The organism is Bacillus cereus group sp. Bce041 (assembly GCF_052646455.1).
Genome location: NZ_JBQXON010000011.1, coordinates 143,485 through 159,588, shown reverse-complemented (window position 1 = coordinate 159,588; position 16,104 = coordinate 143,485). Strand labels below are relative to the sequence as shown.

Here is a 16,104-nt window from a genome sequence, read left to right as displayed (position 1 = left end):
TATCTTCTTTTTGTTATTTTTAATGTAAATCACGATATACGCCAATTACTTTCCCGATAACTGACACTTGTTTTAAAATGATAGGTTCTAATGAAGAGTTTTCTGGTTGTAGACGGAAATGGTCTTTTTCTTTATAGAAACGTTTAACTGTTGCTTCGTTATCCTCTGTTAAAGCGACTACAATTTCACCATTATATGCAGACTGCTGTTGGCGAACAACAACTAAATCTCCATCGAAAATACCAGCTTCAATCATACTATCTCCAGAAATACGTAACATGAACACTTGGTCTGCTCCAGCAACAATACTAGCTGGAAGTGGGAAGTGTTCTTCTACGCTTTCGACCGCTGTAATTGGTAAACCAGCAGTGACTTTTCCGACAATTGGAACTTGAATAACAGATTGTGTTTCCGTATCCATTCGGTCTTCACCTAAAATTTCAATGGCACGTGGTTTTGTTGGATCGCGTCGAATGTATCCTTTTTCTTCTAATCGTGATAAATGTCCGTGCACTGTAGAACTAGAAGCGAGGCCGACTGCTTGACCAATTTCACGTACGGAAGGTGGATATCCTTTTTCTTGTACTTTTAGCTTAATAAAGTCGAGAATGTCTTGCTGGCGTTTCGTTAACTTTTCCATGTTTTCTAACACCTCGTTTTCTTTCATTTTTCTTATTAATAAGTATAACATGTGAAAAAACATTCTACAAACATAAGTTCGAACAAATGACGGATTTATGTTACACTATAGGGAAATAATAGGGAGAAAGAGGGGTTCAAAATGAATGCAATTATTTATGCACGTGTGAGTACAACGAAAGAAGCGCAAGAAACATCATTATTACGTCAAAAAGATGAATTATTGCATTTAGCTGAGCGCTATCAAATGAATGTTACTAAGGTGATTGAAGAGCAGGCTAGTGGATATACAATTGAACGTGACGGTATATTAGAGGTGTTGGATACAATTCGAGACGAACAAATTGATGTGTTACTTATACAAGATGAAACGCGTCTTGGTAGAGGAAATGCGAAGATCGCGTTAATGCATTGTTTACATAAAGAAGGCATAAAAGTATATACGCATACACATAATGGTGAATTACAATTGTCGGATTCTGATTCAATGGTATTAGATATTATTGGTATTGTTGAAGAATATCAAAGAAAGATTCATAATTTGAAAATTAAACGAGGTATGCAACGTGCAGTAGAAAAAGGTTATCGTCCAGAAAAAAATTTAAAAAATCGTCATTTAAGTGTAGGAAGAGAGAAAAAAGAAGTGCCGATTGAGGAAATTGTACGTTTGCGAAAAAGTGAACTCACGTTTGAAGAAATTGCAGCAACATTACGTGGATTTGGTCATAATGTTTCAAAGGCGACTGTACATCGTAGATATGTAGAGTATACGAAGCAATTGCTTGATAAAGAAGAGTAACTATTGTATGATAATAATCAGTTTTGATTAGAAGGGGGATTCGAGATGATTAATCACGAACTCGTTGAACGCATTAACTTCTTAGCGAAAAAAGCAAAAGCTGAAGGTTTAACTGAAGAAGAGCAACGTGAGCGTCAATCGCTACGTGAACAATATTTAAAAGGATTTCGTCAAAATATGTTAAACGAACTTAAAGGTATTAAAGTTGTTAACGAAGAAGGTACAGATGTTACACCGACGAAATTAAAAGCTTTAAAAAAGCAAGATAATGCAAAATTAAATTAAAAGATGGGCGAAGCCCATCTTTTTTATATGTAAAAATCGTTATTTAATAACTTTCCAGTTGTTATTAACTGTTGCTTCTATCGTTTTATGTTCCAATATATAATTAGCGATAAGTTCAGACATATCTGTGGGTATATCTTTTACTACCGGTTTGTTTTGAAACATAAAGAAATTTCCCCCGCCACTAGCACGATAATTATTCATTACAACGTCATATTCTTCATTCATATTAAGAGGAGCACTGTTATACTGTAAAGATTCTACTCTTTCACCAATTGGTTTTGAAATGTTTAATACGTATGAAATCCCTTCCCACATATCATAATTATAATGTTGTGGCTTTGGTTCTATGTAGGTAGGACTTACGGTGATGGATCCATCTGTTTTTAATGTGAAATAAGAAGCAGAGAGTTCAAGAGCATTTTTTATATCCGCTCCAGTTATTCTAATTACTTTTAATGTGTTTGGATAAATATAATTAGAAACGATGTCACGCATTGTTACATGTTCCGGGAAACCTGGAGATGTATTATGGAACAAACTTGTACAAGAAATTGATACATTAGCTATATCCATCTGTATTTTATTTATGAATTCGATAAAAGGATGATCATGCAAACGAGTTTGCATAGCATCTGAAATTTGCATATCCCCCTGAATGATTCCAATAGGTTGATCAAGCCACTTTTGTGTTTTCTCTTCGTAATCGGCTACCAATGAAAGTACATCTTGGTCAGCCTCAACTCCTTGTACAGATAATAATTCAGAAGAACTCTCTTTTTTAACCCATTTATGTTTTGTTTTTTCGAATGTTATTTTTACTTTTCCAACTGAGTTTCCATTACATCCGGTCTGTAAAATTGTTACACCGTTAGCCATTGTGTGAGCAATTTCCCGGTGTTGGTGGCCTGTTAATAAAATATCTATGTCGTCAATTTCATGGCACATTGCATATCCTTGGTTTTCTCCTGTTAAAACTTCAGTCGGTACCCCGGTTTGTAAATCTCGTTCAACTCCCCCGTGATACGCTACGACTAGTAAATCTGGTTTCTCATGTTTGCGAATGTAAGAAACCCACTTTTTCGTTGTTTCTAATGCATCTTCAAATTGTAAGTCTTTAATGTGATGGGGTTGTTCCCAATTGGTAATGTAGTGCGTTGTCACCCCTAAAATAGCAATTTTTATATTGGATTCAATCTGTTTGATTATATAAGGTTTTCCGAAATAAGGTTTCTTTATGTTTTTATCTAAAATGTTTGCTGATAGGTACGGGAAGTTCGCAGTAGTCACAGCGTTATTTAATATACCCATCCCGTAATTAAACTCATGATTGCCGATAATTGCAGCGTCATACTGTAAGTAATTTGCTAATAAGGACATTGGGTTTTTTTTGTTTTTTTCGTATGTAACATAATGATAAGTAAATGGTGTTCCTTGAATAAAGTCGCCATTATCAATTAAAAGAACGTTTGTATTTTGGGAACGTTCTTTTTTTATAAGAGTAGAAATTTTAGCTAAACCAAGTTCTGCTGGGGAGTTATCTTGGTAGTGAATAGGATAAACAGTGCCATGTATATCGCTTGTTAATAAGATGTTTAAAGTTACAGTTTGATTTTGTTCCAATATGACTCACCTTTTCTATTGTTATCTTCCAATTCATCATATCAAATATGTGAAGAGAATTTTAATGTGAGTGTATAGAATGTGTAAAGATTCTGTAAATAATCAATTATTTGTAAAAATATGTGATATATTTCTTCATGTTTATGAAAGGTTATTTTATAACAATGAAAAATGGAGGCATTAATATGTTGAAAAAAGTTTTTGCAATGAGCACAACAGTTGTACTAGCAGCGGGATTATTAAGTGGCTGTGGAACGAAGGAATCAAGTGCAAGTAAAAATGAAGATACGAAAAAAGGGTATGTACCGAAGACTTTAAATGTTCAATTTGTTCCTTCTCAAAATGCAGATACGTTAGAGGCGAAGGCAAAACCGCTTGAGAAGCTATTAAGTGATAAGTTAAATATTCCAGTAAAAGTTAGTATTTCAACGAACTACAATACAATTGTAGAAGCGATGGCATCTAAACAAGTAGATGTAGGATTTTTACCGCCAACAGCGTACGTATTAGCACATGAAAAGAAGGCTGCAAATGTAATTTTACAAGCACAACGTTTTGGAGTAGAGGATGAAACAGGAGCTCCTACAAAAGATTTAGTAGATTATTATAAATCTGAGTTTGTTGTTAAAAAAGACTCTAATATAAATAGTGTAAAAGATTTAAAAGGTAAAAAGATTGGTTATCAAGACGTAACATCATCAGCAGGGTATGTATGGCCTGCAGCTGTTCTATTAAAAGAGGGAATTGATCCGTTAAAAGATGTGAAACCTGTTACATTAAAAGGTCACGATCAGTCGCTTATTGCTCTTTTAAATGGTGACGTAGATGCAGCTGTTGTATTCCAAGATGCTCGTAATATTGTAAAAAAAGATTATCCGAATATATTCGAGCAAACGAAAATAGTGAAATTTACGGAGAAAATTCCAAACGATACGATTTCGGTACGTTCTGATTTAGATGAAGAGTGGAGCAAGAAATTACAGGATGCTTTCATTGAAATTGGAAAAAATGAGGAAGGTCACAAAATCATTAAAGAAGTATATTCACATGAAGGATATGTTAAATCTGATGATAGTAAATTTGACATCGTTCGTGAATATGGGAAGAAAGTAAAAACGCAATAATACATATGGAAATGGCAGCTAGCTGAAAGGGAATATTTTCAGTTAGTTTGCCGTTTTGAATACATAGAAGGTAGGTAAGATGTGTGATAGAATTTCGAAATGTCTCCAAAGTGTATCCAAATGGTACAAAAGGATTGAATAATATAAACTTGAAAATTCAAAAAGGTGAGTTTGTTGTAATGGTAGGGCTGTCCGGAGCTGGAAAGTCTACACTTCTAAAATCGGTAAATCGTCTTCATGAGATTACAGAAGGCGAAATCATGATTGAATGTGAGTCTATTACTGCTGCAAAAGGAAAAGATTTACGACGTATGCGCCGGGATATTGGTATGATCTTTCAAAGTTTTAACCTTGTAAAGCGATCAACAGTATTGAAGAATGTATTAGCTGGCCGTGTTGGATATCATTCGACATTGCGTACAACGTTAGGTTTGTTTCCGAAAGAGGATGTGGAGCTCGCATTTCAAGCGTTAAAAAGAGTGAATATTTTAGAAAAAGCATATGCACGTGCTGATGAATTATCAGGAGGACAACAACAACGTGTATCGATAGCTAGAGCATTGGCGCAAGAAGCAAAAATCATATTGGCAGATGAACCTGTTGCGTCGTTAGATCCGCTAACAACAAAGCAAGTATTAGATGATTTAAAGAAAATTAATGAAGATTTTGGAATTACAACAATTGTAAACTTACATTCTATTGCTTTAGCTAGGCAATATGCGACGCGTATTATTGGATTACATGCAGGCGAAATTGTTTTTGATGGTTTAGTAGAAGCAGCAACGGATGAAAAGTTTGCTGAAATTTATGGTGACGTAGCACAGAAAAGTGAATTGTTAGAGGTGGCAGCTAAATGAATGATGTGACGATATATTCGAAGTCGATACCGAAGCCGCCGAGTAAGTTAAAACATATGTTAACGTTTATTCTATTCATTTTACTGTTGTGGGGAAGTAGTATACAGGTCGACGCATCATTTTCAAAGCTAGTAGTTGGTTTTCCTAATATAATGGATTTGTTAAAAGAAATGGTGCCGCCAGATTGGAGTTATTTTCAAGTTATTACAACAGCAATGTTAGATACAATACGTATGGCGATTATTGGGACGACTTTAGGAGCGATTTTAGCTATTCCACTTGCACTGTTTGCGGCAAGTAATGTGTTTACTAGTACATTTTTATACAGTCCAGCTCGATTGATTTTAAATTTTATTCGAACGATACCAGATTTATTATTAGCGGCAATTTTCGTAGCTATTTTTGGAATAGGACCACTTCCGGGTATTTTAGCTCTTACTTTTTTCTCAATTGGGCTCGTGGCGAAATTGTTGTATGAATCAATTGAATCAATTGACCCTGGCCCACTAGAAGCGATGACAGCTGTAGGGGCTAATAAGGTGCAATGGATTGTTTATGGAGTCATTCCACAAGTAAAAGCACACTTTGTTTCCTATGTACTATATACATTTGAGGTGAATGTACGGGCAGCGGCTGTCCTAGGTTTAGTAGGAGCAGGTGGTATTGGACTATATTATGATCGTACACTTGGATTTTTACAATATCAACAAACTGCATCTATTATCATCTATACTCTTGTTGTTGTATTGGTAATTGATTATGTAAGTACATTGTTGCGGGAGAAATTATAATGAGTAAAACGACGATAATCGTACCAAAACCGAAGAAACCGAGTGTGTATCGCTCGTTTATTTTTATAGCACTTACATTTGTTTATATATGGGCTTTTTCAGGAGTACCGCTAGAGGGAATAAAGGAAACGGCGGGAGAAATTACAAAAGCAATTATGACAGGGATATTGACTCCAGACTGGTCGTATGTATCTTTGCCAGATGGTGAAGATTTATTACATGGATTAATTGATACGTTGGCAATTGCGATATTAGGTACATTTATTTCTGCATTTTTATCTGTTCCGTTTGCTTTTTGGGCGGCAACGAATATGAGTAGTGGAAAATTAACTTCAGGATTTGGGAAATTTGTACTTAGTTTTGTTCGTACGTTTCCTGAATTAGTTATGGCTCTTTTATTTATAAAAGCTGTTGGTCCAGGCTCTTTTGCAGGAGTATTAGCCTTAGGATTGCATTCTATTGGAATGTTAGGAAAACTATATTCAGAAGGAATTGAAAACATAGATAAAGGACCGACGGAAGCATTACTAGCAACAGGAGCAAATCGTTTTCAAATACTTTGGTATGCGGTGTTACCGCAAGTGTTACCAGATTTTCTATCGTATACGTTATACAGATTTGAAATTAATGTACGATCCGCTGCGATTTTAGGAGTTATCGGAGCAGGAGGGATTGGTACACCTTTAATTTTTGCGCTGAGTTCACGGAATTGGTCTCGTGTTGGTATTATTTTATTAGGTATTATTTTAATGGTAATTATAATTGATTTGATTTCAAGCTCGATTCGGAAACGGATTGTTTAACTTATTTGAAAAGCATCGAAGTTAGATGCTTTTTTATGTTTTTAAAAACTTATTTAAAAAAGTAAGTATAGAAGAAATTTGTATAAATATACAGATAATTCCCTTTCTTTTTAAAATAAAAATAATGAAAAAGTATGTCATATTGAATGCCCATACATTCCCGGAAACATTGATTTTTTTATAAAAAATCAAAAAAATATCAACATATTTGTCGATACATGTTGTATAATCTTGCGTGGGAAGCTATCATATAAATGTATAAAACGTTTACTAATATAAGCGAAGGGAAGAATAGCATGTCACATTCAATCGAACAACTTTCTATCAACACGATTCGCACATTATCCATCGATGCGATTGAAAAAGCAAACTCTGGTCACCCAGGAATGCCAATGGGTGCAGCACCAATGGCTTATACATTATGGACTCAATTTATGAAACACAATCCAAATAACCCAACGTGGTTTAACCGTGATCGTTTCGTATTATCTGCAGGTCATGGTTCAATGTTATTATACAGCCTACTTCACCTATCTGGTTATGATGTAACAATGGATGACTTAAAGAACTTCCGTCAATGGGGAAGCAAAACTCCAGGACATCCTGAGTATGGTCATACAGCTGGTGTAGATGCAACGACTGGTCCACTTGGACAAGGTATTGCAACTGCTGTAGGTATGGCAATGGCTGAAAGACATTTAGCTGCTAAATATAACCGTGATGCGTATAATGTAGTAGATCATTATACATATGCTATTTGTGGTGATGGAGATTTAATGGAGGGCGTTTCTGCTGAAGCATCTTCATTAGCTGCTCATTTACAATTAGGTCGTCTTGTTGTGCTTTACGATTCAAACGATATTTCATTAGATGGCGATTTAAATCGTTCATTCTCTGAAAGTGTAGAAGATCGTTACAAAGCATACGGATGGCAAGTAATCCGTGTTGAGGATGGAAACGATATTGAAGCAATCGCGAAAGCAATTGAAGAAGCGAAAGCTGACGAAAAACGCCCAACGCTAATTGAAGTAAGAACGACAATTGGTTTCGGTTCTCCAAACAAATCAGGAAAATCAGCTTCACATGGTTCTCCACTTGGTGTAGAAGAAACAAAATTAACGAAAGAAGCATATGCTTGGACTGCTGAGCAAGACTTCCACGTAGCAGAAGAAGTATATGACAACTTCCGTAAAACAGTACAAGATGTTGGTGAAACTGCGCAAGCTGAGTGGAACACGATGCTAGGTGAATATGCACAAGCATACCCAGAATTAGCAAACGAATTCCAAGCAGCAATGAACGGTCAACTTCCAGAAGGTTGGGAGCAAAACTTACCAACTTATGAATTAGGATCAAAAGCAGCAACTCGTAATTCTTCTGGTGCTGTAATTAATGCAATTGCAGAGTCTGTACCATCATTCTTCGGTGGATCTGCTGACCTTGCTGGTTCTAACAAAACATACATGAATAACGAAAAAGACTTTACAAGAGATGATTACAGCGGTAAAAACATTTGGTACGGTGTACGTGAGTTCGCAATGGGTGCAGCAATGAACGGTATTGCACTACATGGTGGTTTAAAAACTTACGGTGGTACGTTCTTCGTATTCTCTGATTACTTACGTCCAGCAATTCGCCTTGCAGCATTAATGCAATTGCCAGTAACGTATGTATTCACACATGACAGTATCGCTGTTGGTGAAGATGGTCCAACACATGAACCAATCGAGCAATTAGCAGCGCTTCGTGCAATGCCAAACGTTTCTGTTATCCGTCCTGCTGATGGTAACGAATCTGTTGCAGCTTGGAGACTAGCTTTAGAATCTACAAACAAACCAACTGCTTTAGTATTAACTCGTCAAGACCTTCCAACATTAGAAGGTGCAAAAGATGATACGTATGAAAAAGTAGCAAAAGGTGCATATGTAGTTTCTGCAAGCAAGAAAGAAACGGCTGACGTAATCTTACTTGCAACTGGATCTGAAGTAAGCCTAGCTGTTGAAGCTCAAAAAGCATTAGCAGTAGACGGCGTTGACGCAGCTGTTGTCAGCATGCCATCTATGGATCGCTTCGAAGCTCAAACTGCAGAGTACAAAGAATCTGTATTACCAAAAGCAGTAACAAAACGTTTCGCAATCGAAATGGGTGCTACATTCGGATGGCACCGTTACGTAGGTCTTGAAGGAGATGTGTTAGGTATCGATACATTCGGTGCTTCTGCTCCTGGTGAGAAGATTATGGAAGAGTATGGATTTACTGTAGAGAACGTTGTTCGTAAAGTAAAAGAAATGCTTTAATCATTTCAGAAAAATCTCTCCGGCATGGAGAGGTTTTTCTATGTAAATGAGTTTTTTCGACAGAAAAAGTTTTTTATCTCTCCGCAGTCAGACAATCATTGCAAATTTTCTTATATATAATGAAGAGAAAAGGTTGTCCAGATTGGGAGTGGAAAAATGAAAACGTATGAATTGTATTTAATTCAAGAGGATATTGCGAAAGCTTATTTTGGTCGTGAATATTTGTTTTTTGATTTATTTGCTCGATTTTCAGAATCTGGGTCCCTTTCGGAGAAAAAAGTGTTATATAAGCAAATGATGTATATAACGATGCCATTGCAAGTAATGAAAATTCATCATAAATTAGAACAAGCTTTGCGCGTTCTTGGTAAATATGATAGAACACATCATACACATACACTTTATACGGGAGCGGAGTACGGCGAAATAATGGTGAAACCGCACTATATTCGTATGAATACCTCTGGAAATGTCTCTATGGAAACGACGTTCTTTGAGGTGTTAAGAAAGTGTGAATTAACATTTTTAGCTATGGATTATGAAAATACAAAGTACGGATGGCTGAATCCTCTAAAACAAGTACGAACATATGTGTAAAAAATGTCGAATTGTATCTTGTCTTATTGAAAAGGTTTTAGTACACTGTAAGGTAGACAACATGAAGGAGGAAAATATATGCCAATTTGGTTAGGTATTCTAGTGGGCGTAGTAGCACTAGTAGCAGGCGTGGCGTTAGGATTTTTCATTGCCCGCAAATACATGATGAATTACTTACAAAAAAATCCACCAATTAACGAACAAATGTTAAAAATGATGATGATGCAAATGGGACAAAAACCTTCCCAAAAGAAAATCAATCAAATGATGAGCGCAATGAACAAGCAACAAATGAAATAAGCGCTAAAAGACACTCGCTAAGAGTGTCTTTCTTTTTGTTAGTTATAGTTTTTAAAACTTTTAAAAATTCTGTATTTTTGGTAAACTGAAAACATCGCTCATTTTAAGGGAGGAGGAAAAAAATGAAAGTGTTTATGAATTTAGCGTGGTTTTTTAAACAAGAAAAACGAGCGTACATAACTGGAATTATTTTATTGTTTGGCGTTGCACTTTTAGAACTTGTAGCACCAAAAGTAATTGGAATCGTTGTAGATGAAATTAATGATGGAACATTGACGACCGATAAGTTACTAAAATGGGTTGTACTATTAGTAATTGTAGGTATTACGATGTACATATTACGTTACATATGGCGTATTATGATTTTCGGGTCTTCATTAAAATTAGCTCGCCAATTACGAAAAAATTTGTATGAACATTTTACAAAGATGAGTCCATCTTTCTATCAGTCAAATCGGACAGGTGATTTAATGGCACATGCGACCAATGATATTCAAGCGATCCAGCAAACTGCTGGAGCAGGTGTTTTGACGCTTGTTGACTCATTAGCTGTCGGAGGATGTGTACTCGTAGCGATGGGTTTTACAATTAGTTGGAAGTTAACATTATTAAGTTTAATTCCAATGCCGATTGTAGCTATTTCGACAAATTATTATGGAACTTTATTACATAAAAGGTTTCATAAAGCACAGCAATCGTTTTCGGAAATCAATGATAAAGTGCAAGAGAGTATGAGTGGAATGAAAGTGATTCGCTCGCTTGGACAAGAGAAAGAAGATTTACAGGCGTTTCGAAGAAAATCAGAAGATGTTGTACATAAAAATGTGTTAGTTGCACGTATTGATTCGTTATTTGATCCGACAATCTCTCTTATCGTTGGATTTTCTTTTTTAATCGCAGTATGTTACGGATCGGTATTAGTTGTAAGAGGTGAATTAACAGTAGGTGATCTCGTTACATTTACGACATATTTAGGTACCCTCGTTTGGCCAATGTTAGCGTTTGGATGGTTATTCAATATTATGGAGCGTGGGCGTGCTTCATATGACCGTGTAGAAAAAATTCTTTCACAAAAATCAGATGTAGTAAATAGCGAAAATGCTGTACATACAATAGCGAGCGGTAATGTTTCGTTTGCCGTTGATTCATTTTCGTATAAGAAAAATGAATTGTTACATTTAAACGATATTCACTTTGATTTGAAGAAGGGCGAAACGCTAGGAGTTGTAGGACGTACAGGCGCAGGGAAAACGACTTTATTAAAATGTTTAATCCGTGAGTATGATCATTTTAATGGTGAATTAAAAATTGGGGAGCGAGATATTCGAGATATAACACTTCATGGTGTCCGTTCTGCCATTTCATACGTGCCGCAAGATCATTTTTTATTTTCAGCAAGTATTGGCGAGAATATTGCCTTTGGAAAGGCGGATGCTACATATAATGAAATTACCCAAGCAGCAGAGATTGCTTGTATTCATAATGACATCCTCCAATTTTCAGAAGGATATGAAACAGTAGTAGGGGAAAGAGGTGTTTCGTTATCTGGTGGTCAAAAACAGCGAATCTCTATTGCTCGTGCTTTATTAACAAATGCTGAAATTTTAATTTTGGATGATTGTTTATCAGCGGTAGATGCAAAAACAGAAGAGACGATTTTAAGTGCCTTAAAGAGGGAGAGAGCAGGGAAAACGACGATTATTACTGCACACCGATTAAGTGCAATTCAGCATGCCAATCTTATTCTTGTTGTTGATGAAGGTAGAATTGTACAAAGAGGTACACATGAGGAATTAATGAAGGAAAACGGCTGGTATAAGGAAATGTATGAAAGCCAGCAATTAGAAGCTTTAGTCGAGAAAGGAGGCGTATGATGGTAGAGAAGAAGCGAAGTGATTTAAGTAGATTGCTTTCCTATATGAAGCCATATAAAGGGTTACTATCTTTAGCATTTATCTTTTTAGTTGGTGCGACAGTAACGGAAATGATGGGTCCTTTTTTAATTAAACAATTCCTCGATGAACACCTAGTACCGCGGGATTTTGAACGATCAGCGCTCGTTACTTTATTTGTAATTTACATAGTTGCTCATTTATTAAAAGTACTATTTACGTATTTAAATCTATTGTACTTTCAGAACATTGCTTTTAAGATTGTTCAAGATATGCGAGTTGAAGTATATGAACATGTTCAAAAGCTGTCATTAAGTTTCTTTGATCGTACGCCGATTGGTACACTTGTATCGCGTATAACAAATGATACGGAAGCGATTAAAGATTTTTATGTCAGTGTATTATCAACATTTGTAAAAAATGTAGTCTTTTTAGTAGGTATTTTAGTAGCGATGTTTTTATTAGATGTAAAATTAGCGCTATTTTCTCTCGTATTAATTCCGATAATGTTTGCGATTATGGTATTATATCGCCGGAAAAGTGCAGCTTTTTATTTAGAAGTACGTAATCAACTAAGCGTGTTAAATGCAAAGTTGAACGAGTCCATACAAGGAATGAATATTGTTCAAGTGTTCAGACAAGAAAAACGTATGAGAAAAGAGTTTGAAGAAGTGAATAATAAACATTATAGTGCAGGGCGACGTACTTTGAAGTTAGACGCATTACTTTTACGACCAGCTACGGATTTAGTACATATTGTAGCTATTGCGTTAGTACTAGGTTTATTTGGGATTGATGCTTTAAAGAGCCCTGTTGAAGTAGGAGTTTTATATGCTTTTGTTAACTATATACATCGTTTCTTCCAACCTGTAAATGAGATGATGATGAAATTGTCCTTCTTCCAACAGGCACTTGTTTCGTCATCACGTGTATTTCATTTAATGGACGAGAAAGATTTAGCACCGGTTCAAAAAGGCAATGAGAATCCTCAAATCGTGGATGGAGATATTGAATTTAAAAATGTTACTTTTTCATATGATGGAAAGCGTGACGTTTTAAAAAATGTATCATTTCACGTGAAACAAGGGCAAACGGTTGCTTTTGTTGGGCATACTGGTAGCGGAAAAAGTACGATTATGAATTTGTTAATGCGATTTTATAATATTAAGTCAGGAAATATTGTAATAGACGGTGTAGATTTAGAAAAATTTGAAGAACGAGAAATTAGAAAGAAAATAGGACTCGTATTGCAAGATGCATTTTTATTTGCTGGAAATGTAAAGCAAAATATTCGTATGTATAATGAAGAAATTACGGATGAAGAAGTAAAAGAAGCTGCTCGATTTGTGCAAGCGAATACGTTTATTGAAAAGTTACCAAAACAGTATGAAACAGAAGTAGTAGAAAGAGGTGCAGCATTTTCAAGCGGTCAACGACAATTAATTGCTTTTGCTAGAACGATAGCAACGAATCCGAAAGTATTAGTATTAGATGAAGCAACAGCTAATATCGATACAGAAACAGAAGAGGCTATTCAAACAGCGTTGCAACAAATGCGAAAAGGTAGAACGATGATAGCCATTGCGCATAGGTTATCTACAATTCAAGATGCGGATCAAATTTTTGTGATGCATGATGGAGAGATAGTAGAGAGAGGGACACATCAAGAATTATTAAGTGAGCAAGGTTTGTATTATAATATGTATTTGCTACAAAATAAAGTGAGTTTGCAAAAGGCCTTGTAATACAAGGTCTTTTTTATTTTGTATACAAAATATGTTTACTCTTTGTTTCTATAGCATAAATGTCGTGTCCTCTTATGAAACTTGTACATATTGTATGTATACGAAGTAAAAAAATGATAGGAGATTTTATATGCAAAACAGATCAAGTTCAAATGTTACGTTTATTGATGTGTCTCATTGGGAAGGGAATATTGATTGGAATGCAGTGAAGGCATCTGGAATTCCAGCAGCGTATGCAAAAGCGACAGAAGGTGTAAACTACATTGATCCTACTTTTACTAAGAATGTACAAGCAGCACGAAATGCGAATGTATTAATTGGTGCATACCATTTTGCACGCCCAGAACAAAATGATGCAATTTCAGAGGCGAAATATTTTGTGAGTATATTACAAAATAACCAGACAGACTTAATGCCAGTTCTGGATTTAGAATCACCAATAGATCCGAGTAACAGTAATTTAACTGGTAACGCTATATCGAATTGGGCAAGAAGCTTCATAAATTATGTGAAACAGGCTACTGGAAAAGATGTAATGTTATATACAGGAGTTTGGTATATTAATGAGTTCGGAATTAGCGGATTAAGTGATATACCGCTTTGGATTGCTAAATACTCGAGTACACCGCCTGCTGATGCTGGTGGATGGACAACGTGGACAGCGTGGCAGTACACAGATTCTGGACAAATTTCAGGCGTAGGAAATTGTGATGTATCAGCTGCAGTTTCATTAGAAGCTTTAAAAGGGAATGGAGCAAGTGGTGGAGGTAATGTTTCCCCGCCTAATAATGCAACTCCAGTGTACGGGGTTGCTATAATTAATGGAGATAATGTGAATTTGAGAAGTGGACCATCTTTGCAGTCTAGTGTAATTCGCCAATTGAATCGTGGCGAAACATATGAAGTTTGGGGAGAACAAGATGGATGGCTTTGTTTAGGGACAAATCAGTGGGTATATAATGATCCGAGTTATATTCAGTATAAACATTATGTGGCGACTATTACTGGTGATAATGTAAATTTGCGTGATGCTCCATCATTAAATGGAAATGTTATAAGACAGTTACATCATGGTGAATCGTATCGAGTATGGAGTAAGCAAGATGGATGGCTTTGCTTAGGGACAAATCAATGGATATACTATGATCCAAGTTATATTCAGTATGGTGTACAATAGAGTGAAAATAAAAGGTGCCCCGTCAGAGGTGCCTTTTATTAAAAATATACAACTTTTACAAAGTCTATATCGAAACCATAGTATACTATAATAGATATATTTATAAAAAATAATCGAAAATGAAATAAAGGGGTAAAAATATGAATTATGTGCTAATAGGTGCGGTTTTAATATTATTAGCTGTAGTATTTGTGCTGTTTTATAAAAATAAACAGTTAGAATCAGAGAGTCAGCAAGTAGAATTTGAAAAGAAACAAGCAATTGAAACGTATGAAAACGAAATTGCAGCTACGGTGATAGAGCATAAAGAACAACAAAATAATTTAAAAAATATGGAACAGAAAAAATACAATGATTTACAAGTAAGTGCAAATAGAGAAATTGAAAATATGCGTATGATGAAGAATCAATTAGCTATGCAACATAGTAAAGAACGTGGTGAAATACAAAATAAACATAATAACGAAATACATATGTTTCAAAAATTAATTGCAAATTTACGAGAATATACTAAAAACGGCGCTGAAATGAATACGTACGAAACATTACATTATATGAAGCGAGGATTCATAGAGCAAGGCATCATATTAGATGCTGAAATTGAAATCATGCCGAATGTTTTTATTAAAAATAATAGTGAAATAAACGATAATCGAATCCATCATCTCATTTTGTGCAAAACTGGTATTTATCTACTTGAGACGAAAGAATGGGAAGAGAAATTAATTCATGGTTTAACGAAAGAAAATGCTGGTATATATTCATTTATGATTGATGAAATGGGTAAGTATCAACAAGAACTTGAAAAAGAAGAGACATTTGAATATATAGTAGGTAAAGATTCGGCAACTATACAAGTGAAAAATGAAGGGAATCCAGTATATAAGGCGAAGAAACTATCTCAAATTTTATACAATTGTTTGAAAGAAATGCAGGCTAATAGTATAAAAGAAAAGGTAAAACCAGTTGTATATTTTTATAATGAAAATGGAAAAGAAATAATAGATCTTTCAAGTGAGGAAACACCTAGATTAAAAGATCGGGAGCAAATTGTAACGTTCTTCAGAAATGAAATCTTAGCAGGAAAAATAGTATATACAGTGCAAGAATTAGAACAGATTCGAGAAATGATTAGCCGGATGAATTATATAGTGAGTTAAAAGGGGAGATCTTTC

15 protein-coding genes are annotated in these 16,104 nt (G+C 35.3%); 13 read left to right on the top strand and 2 right to left on the bottom strand.

Features of this window, described 5'->3' with window-relative positions; genetic code table 11:
• Window positions 1–19 precede the first annotated feature (19 nt).
• Window positions 20–640 (bottom strand): transcriptional repressor LexA, encoded by a 621-nt coding sequence (gene lexA, locus ACUN13_RS25435; RefSeq protein ID WP_000413738.1) that lies wholly within the window; start codon window positions 638–640, stop codon window positions 20–22.
• A 141-nt stretch (window positions 641–781) separates the two neighbouring features.
• On the opposite strand from lexA, the gene ACUN13_RS25430 reads away from it, so the two are divergent.
• Window positions 782–1,438, top strand: a complete 657-nt coding sequence (locus tag ACUN13_RS25430) for a YneB family resolvase-like protein (protein WP_000991469.1) — start codon at window positions 782–784, stop codon at window positions 1,436–1,438.
• 45 nt (window positions 1,439–1,483) lie between these two features.
• Complete coding sequence (locus tag ACUN13_RS25425) at window positions 1,484–1,723, top strand: DUF896 domain-containing protein (protein ID WP_000607015.1); 240 nt, start codon at window positions 1,484–1,486, stop codon at window positions 1,721–1,723.
• A 39-nt stretch (window positions 1,724–1,762) separates the two neighbouring features.
• Here ACUN13_RS25425 and ACUN13_RS25420 read toward each other — a convergent pair whose 3' ends face one another.
• A complete protein-coding gene (locus ACUN13_RS25420; RefSeq protein WP_086401140.1) occupies window positions 1,763–3,346 on the bottom strand; it encodes a bifunctional metallophosphatase/5'-nucleotidase in 1,584 nt (527 codons plus the stop codon).
• Between the two features lie 185 nt (window positions 3,347–3,531).
• Between ACUN13_RS25420 and ACUN13_RS25415 the strand changes: the two genes are divergently transcribed.
• The 11 genes from ACUN13_RS25415 (at window position 3,532) to ACUN13_RS25365 (ending at window position 16,089) form a co-directional block, all read left to right on the top strand.
• Window positions 3,532–4,470, top strand: a complete 939-nt coding sequence (locus ACUN13_RS25415) for a phosphate/phosphite/phosphonate ABC transporter substrate-binding protein (RefSeq protein ID WP_000915065.1) — start codon at window positions 3,532–3,534, stop codon at window positions 4,468–4,470.
• An 83-nt stretch (window positions 4,471–4,553) separates the two neighbouring features.
• Window positions 4,554–5,327 carry a phosphonate ABC transporter ATP-binding protein gene (gene phnC / locus ACUN13_RS25410; RefSeq protein WP_000569244.1) on the top strand — a complete coding sequence of 258 codons (774 nt, stop codon included), beginning with the start codon at window positions 4,554–4,556 and terminating at the stop codon, window positions 5,325–5,327.
• The gene (gene phnE / locus ACUN13_RS25405; protein WP_001000763.1) at window positions 5,324–6,118 is read left to right on the top strand and encodes a phosphonate ABC transporter, permease protein PhnE; all 795 of its coding nucleotides are present in this window, start codon (window positions 5,324–5,326) and stop codon (window positions 6,116–6,118) included. The genes phnC and phnE (ACUN13_RS25405) overlap by 4 nt, the downstream gene beginning before the upstream one ends.
• On the top strand, window positions 6,118–6,921 hold the full coding sequence (gene phnE, locus ACUN13_RS25400) for a phosphonate ABC transporter, permease protein PhnE (RefSeq protein ID WP_000047897.1): 804 nt from the start codon (window positions 6,118–6,120) through the stop codon (window positions 6,919–6,921). The genes phnE (ACUN13_RS25405) and phnE (ACUN13_RS25400) overlap by 1 nt, the downstream gene beginning before the upstream one ends.
• A gap of 296 nt (window positions 6,922–7,217) precedes the next feature.
• A complete protein-coding gene (gene tkt / locus ACUN13_RS25395) occupies window positions 7,218–9,218 on the top strand; it encodes a transketolase (protein WP_000019766.1) in 2,001 nt (666 codons plus the stop codon).
• A 156-nt stretch (window positions 9,219–9,374) separates the two neighbouring features.
• A complete protein-coding gene (sirA, locus tag ACUN13_RS25390; protein ID WP_000860645.1) occupies window positions 9,375–9,815 on the top strand; it encodes a sporulation inhibitor of replication protein SirA in 441 nt (146 codons plus the stop codon).
• Between the two features lie 78 nt (window positions 9,816–9,893).
• Entirely contained in the window at window positions 9,894–10,115 is a 222-nt protein-coding gene (locus tag ACUN13_RS25385) for a YneF family protein (protein WP_001123317.1), read from the top strand.
• 122 nt (window positions 10,116–10,237) lie between these two features.
• The gene (locus ACUN13_RS25380) at window positions 10,238–11,989 is read left to right on the top strand and encodes an ABC transporter ATP-binding protein (protein WP_000862455.1); all 1,752 of its coding nucleotides are present in this window, start codon (window positions 10,238–10,240) and stop codon (window positions 11,987–11,989) included.
• Complete coding sequence (locus ACUN13_RS25375; RefSeq protein WP_445424012.1) at window positions 11,989–13,752, top strand: ABC transporter ATP-binding protein; 1,764 nt, start codon at window positions 11,989–11,991, stop codon at window positions 13,750–13,752. The genes ACUN13_RS25380 and ACUN13_RS25375 overlap by 1 nt, the downstream gene beginning before the upstream one ends.
• Before the next feature lie 130 nt (window positions 13,753–13,882).
• Window positions 13,883–14,929, top strand: a complete 1,047-nt coding sequence (locus tag ACUN13_RS25370; RefSeq protein ID WP_001181393.1) for a GH25 family lysozyme — start codon at window positions 13,883–13,885, stop codon at window positions 14,927–14,929.
• A gap of 140 nt (window positions 14,930–15,069) precedes the next feature.
• Complete coding sequence (locus ACUN13_RS25365) at window positions 15,070–16,089, top strand: NERD domain-containing protein (protein ID WP_025689692.1); 1,020 nt, start codon at window positions 15,070–15,072, stop codon at window positions 16,087–16,089.
• Window positions 16,090–16,104: the final 15 nt, after the last annotated feature.

Excerpts from the sequence above, each read along its gene's own strand:
- ACUN13_RS25365 (WP_025689692.1), top strand. The coding sequence starts at position 15,070 with ATGAATTATGTGCTAATAGGTGCGGTTTTAATATTATTAGCTGTAGTA.
- ACUN13_RS25425 (WP_000607015.1), top strand. The coding sequence starts at position 1,484 with ATGATTAATCACGAACTCGTTGAACGCATTAACTTCTTAGCGAAAAAA.
- phnE (WP_001000763.1), top strand. The coding sequence starts at position 5,324 with ATGAATGATGTGACGATATATTCGAAGTCGATACCGAAGCCGCCGAGT.
- ACUN13_RS25375 (WP_445424012.1), top strand. The coding sequence starts at position 11,989 with ATGGTAGAGAAGAAGCGAAGTGATTTAAGTAGATTGCTTTCCTATATG.
- sirA (WP_000860645.1), top strand. The coding sequence starts at position 9,375 with ATGAAAACGTATGAATTGTATTTAATTCAAGAGGATATTGCGAAAGCT.
- ACUN13_RS25415 (WP_000915065.1), top strand. The coding sequence starts at position 3,532 with ATGTTGAAAAAAGTTTTTGCAATGAGCACAACAGTTGTACTAGCAGCG.
- lexA (WP_000413738.1), bottom strand. The coding sequence starts at position 640 with ATGGAAAAGTTAACGAAACGCCAGCAAGACATTCTCGACTTTATTAAG.
- ACUN13_RS25430 (WP_000991469.1), top strand. The coding sequence starts at position 782 with ATGAATGCAATTATTTATGCACGTGTGAGTACAACGAAAGAAGCGCAA.
- phnE (WP_000047897.1), top strand. The coding sequence starts at position 6,118 with ATGAGTAAAACGACGATAATCGTACCAAAACCGAAGAAACCGAGTGTG.
- ACUN13_RS25385 (WP_001123317.1), top strand. The coding sequence starts at position 9,894 with ATGCCAATTTGGTTAGGTATTCTAGTGGGCGTAGTAGCACTAGTAGCA.
- ACUN13_RS25380 (WP_000862455.1), top strand. The coding sequence starts at position 10,238 with ATGAAAGTGTTTATGAATTTAGCGTGGTTTTTTAAACAAGAAAAACGA.
- tkt (WP_000019766.1), top strand. The coding sequence starts at position 7,218 with ATGTCACATTCAATCGAACAACTTTCTATCAACACGATTCGCACATTA.
- ACUN13_RS25370 (WP_001181393.1), top strand. The coding sequence starts at position 13,883 with ATGCAAAACAGATCAAGTTCAAATGTTACGTTTATTGATGTGTCTCAT.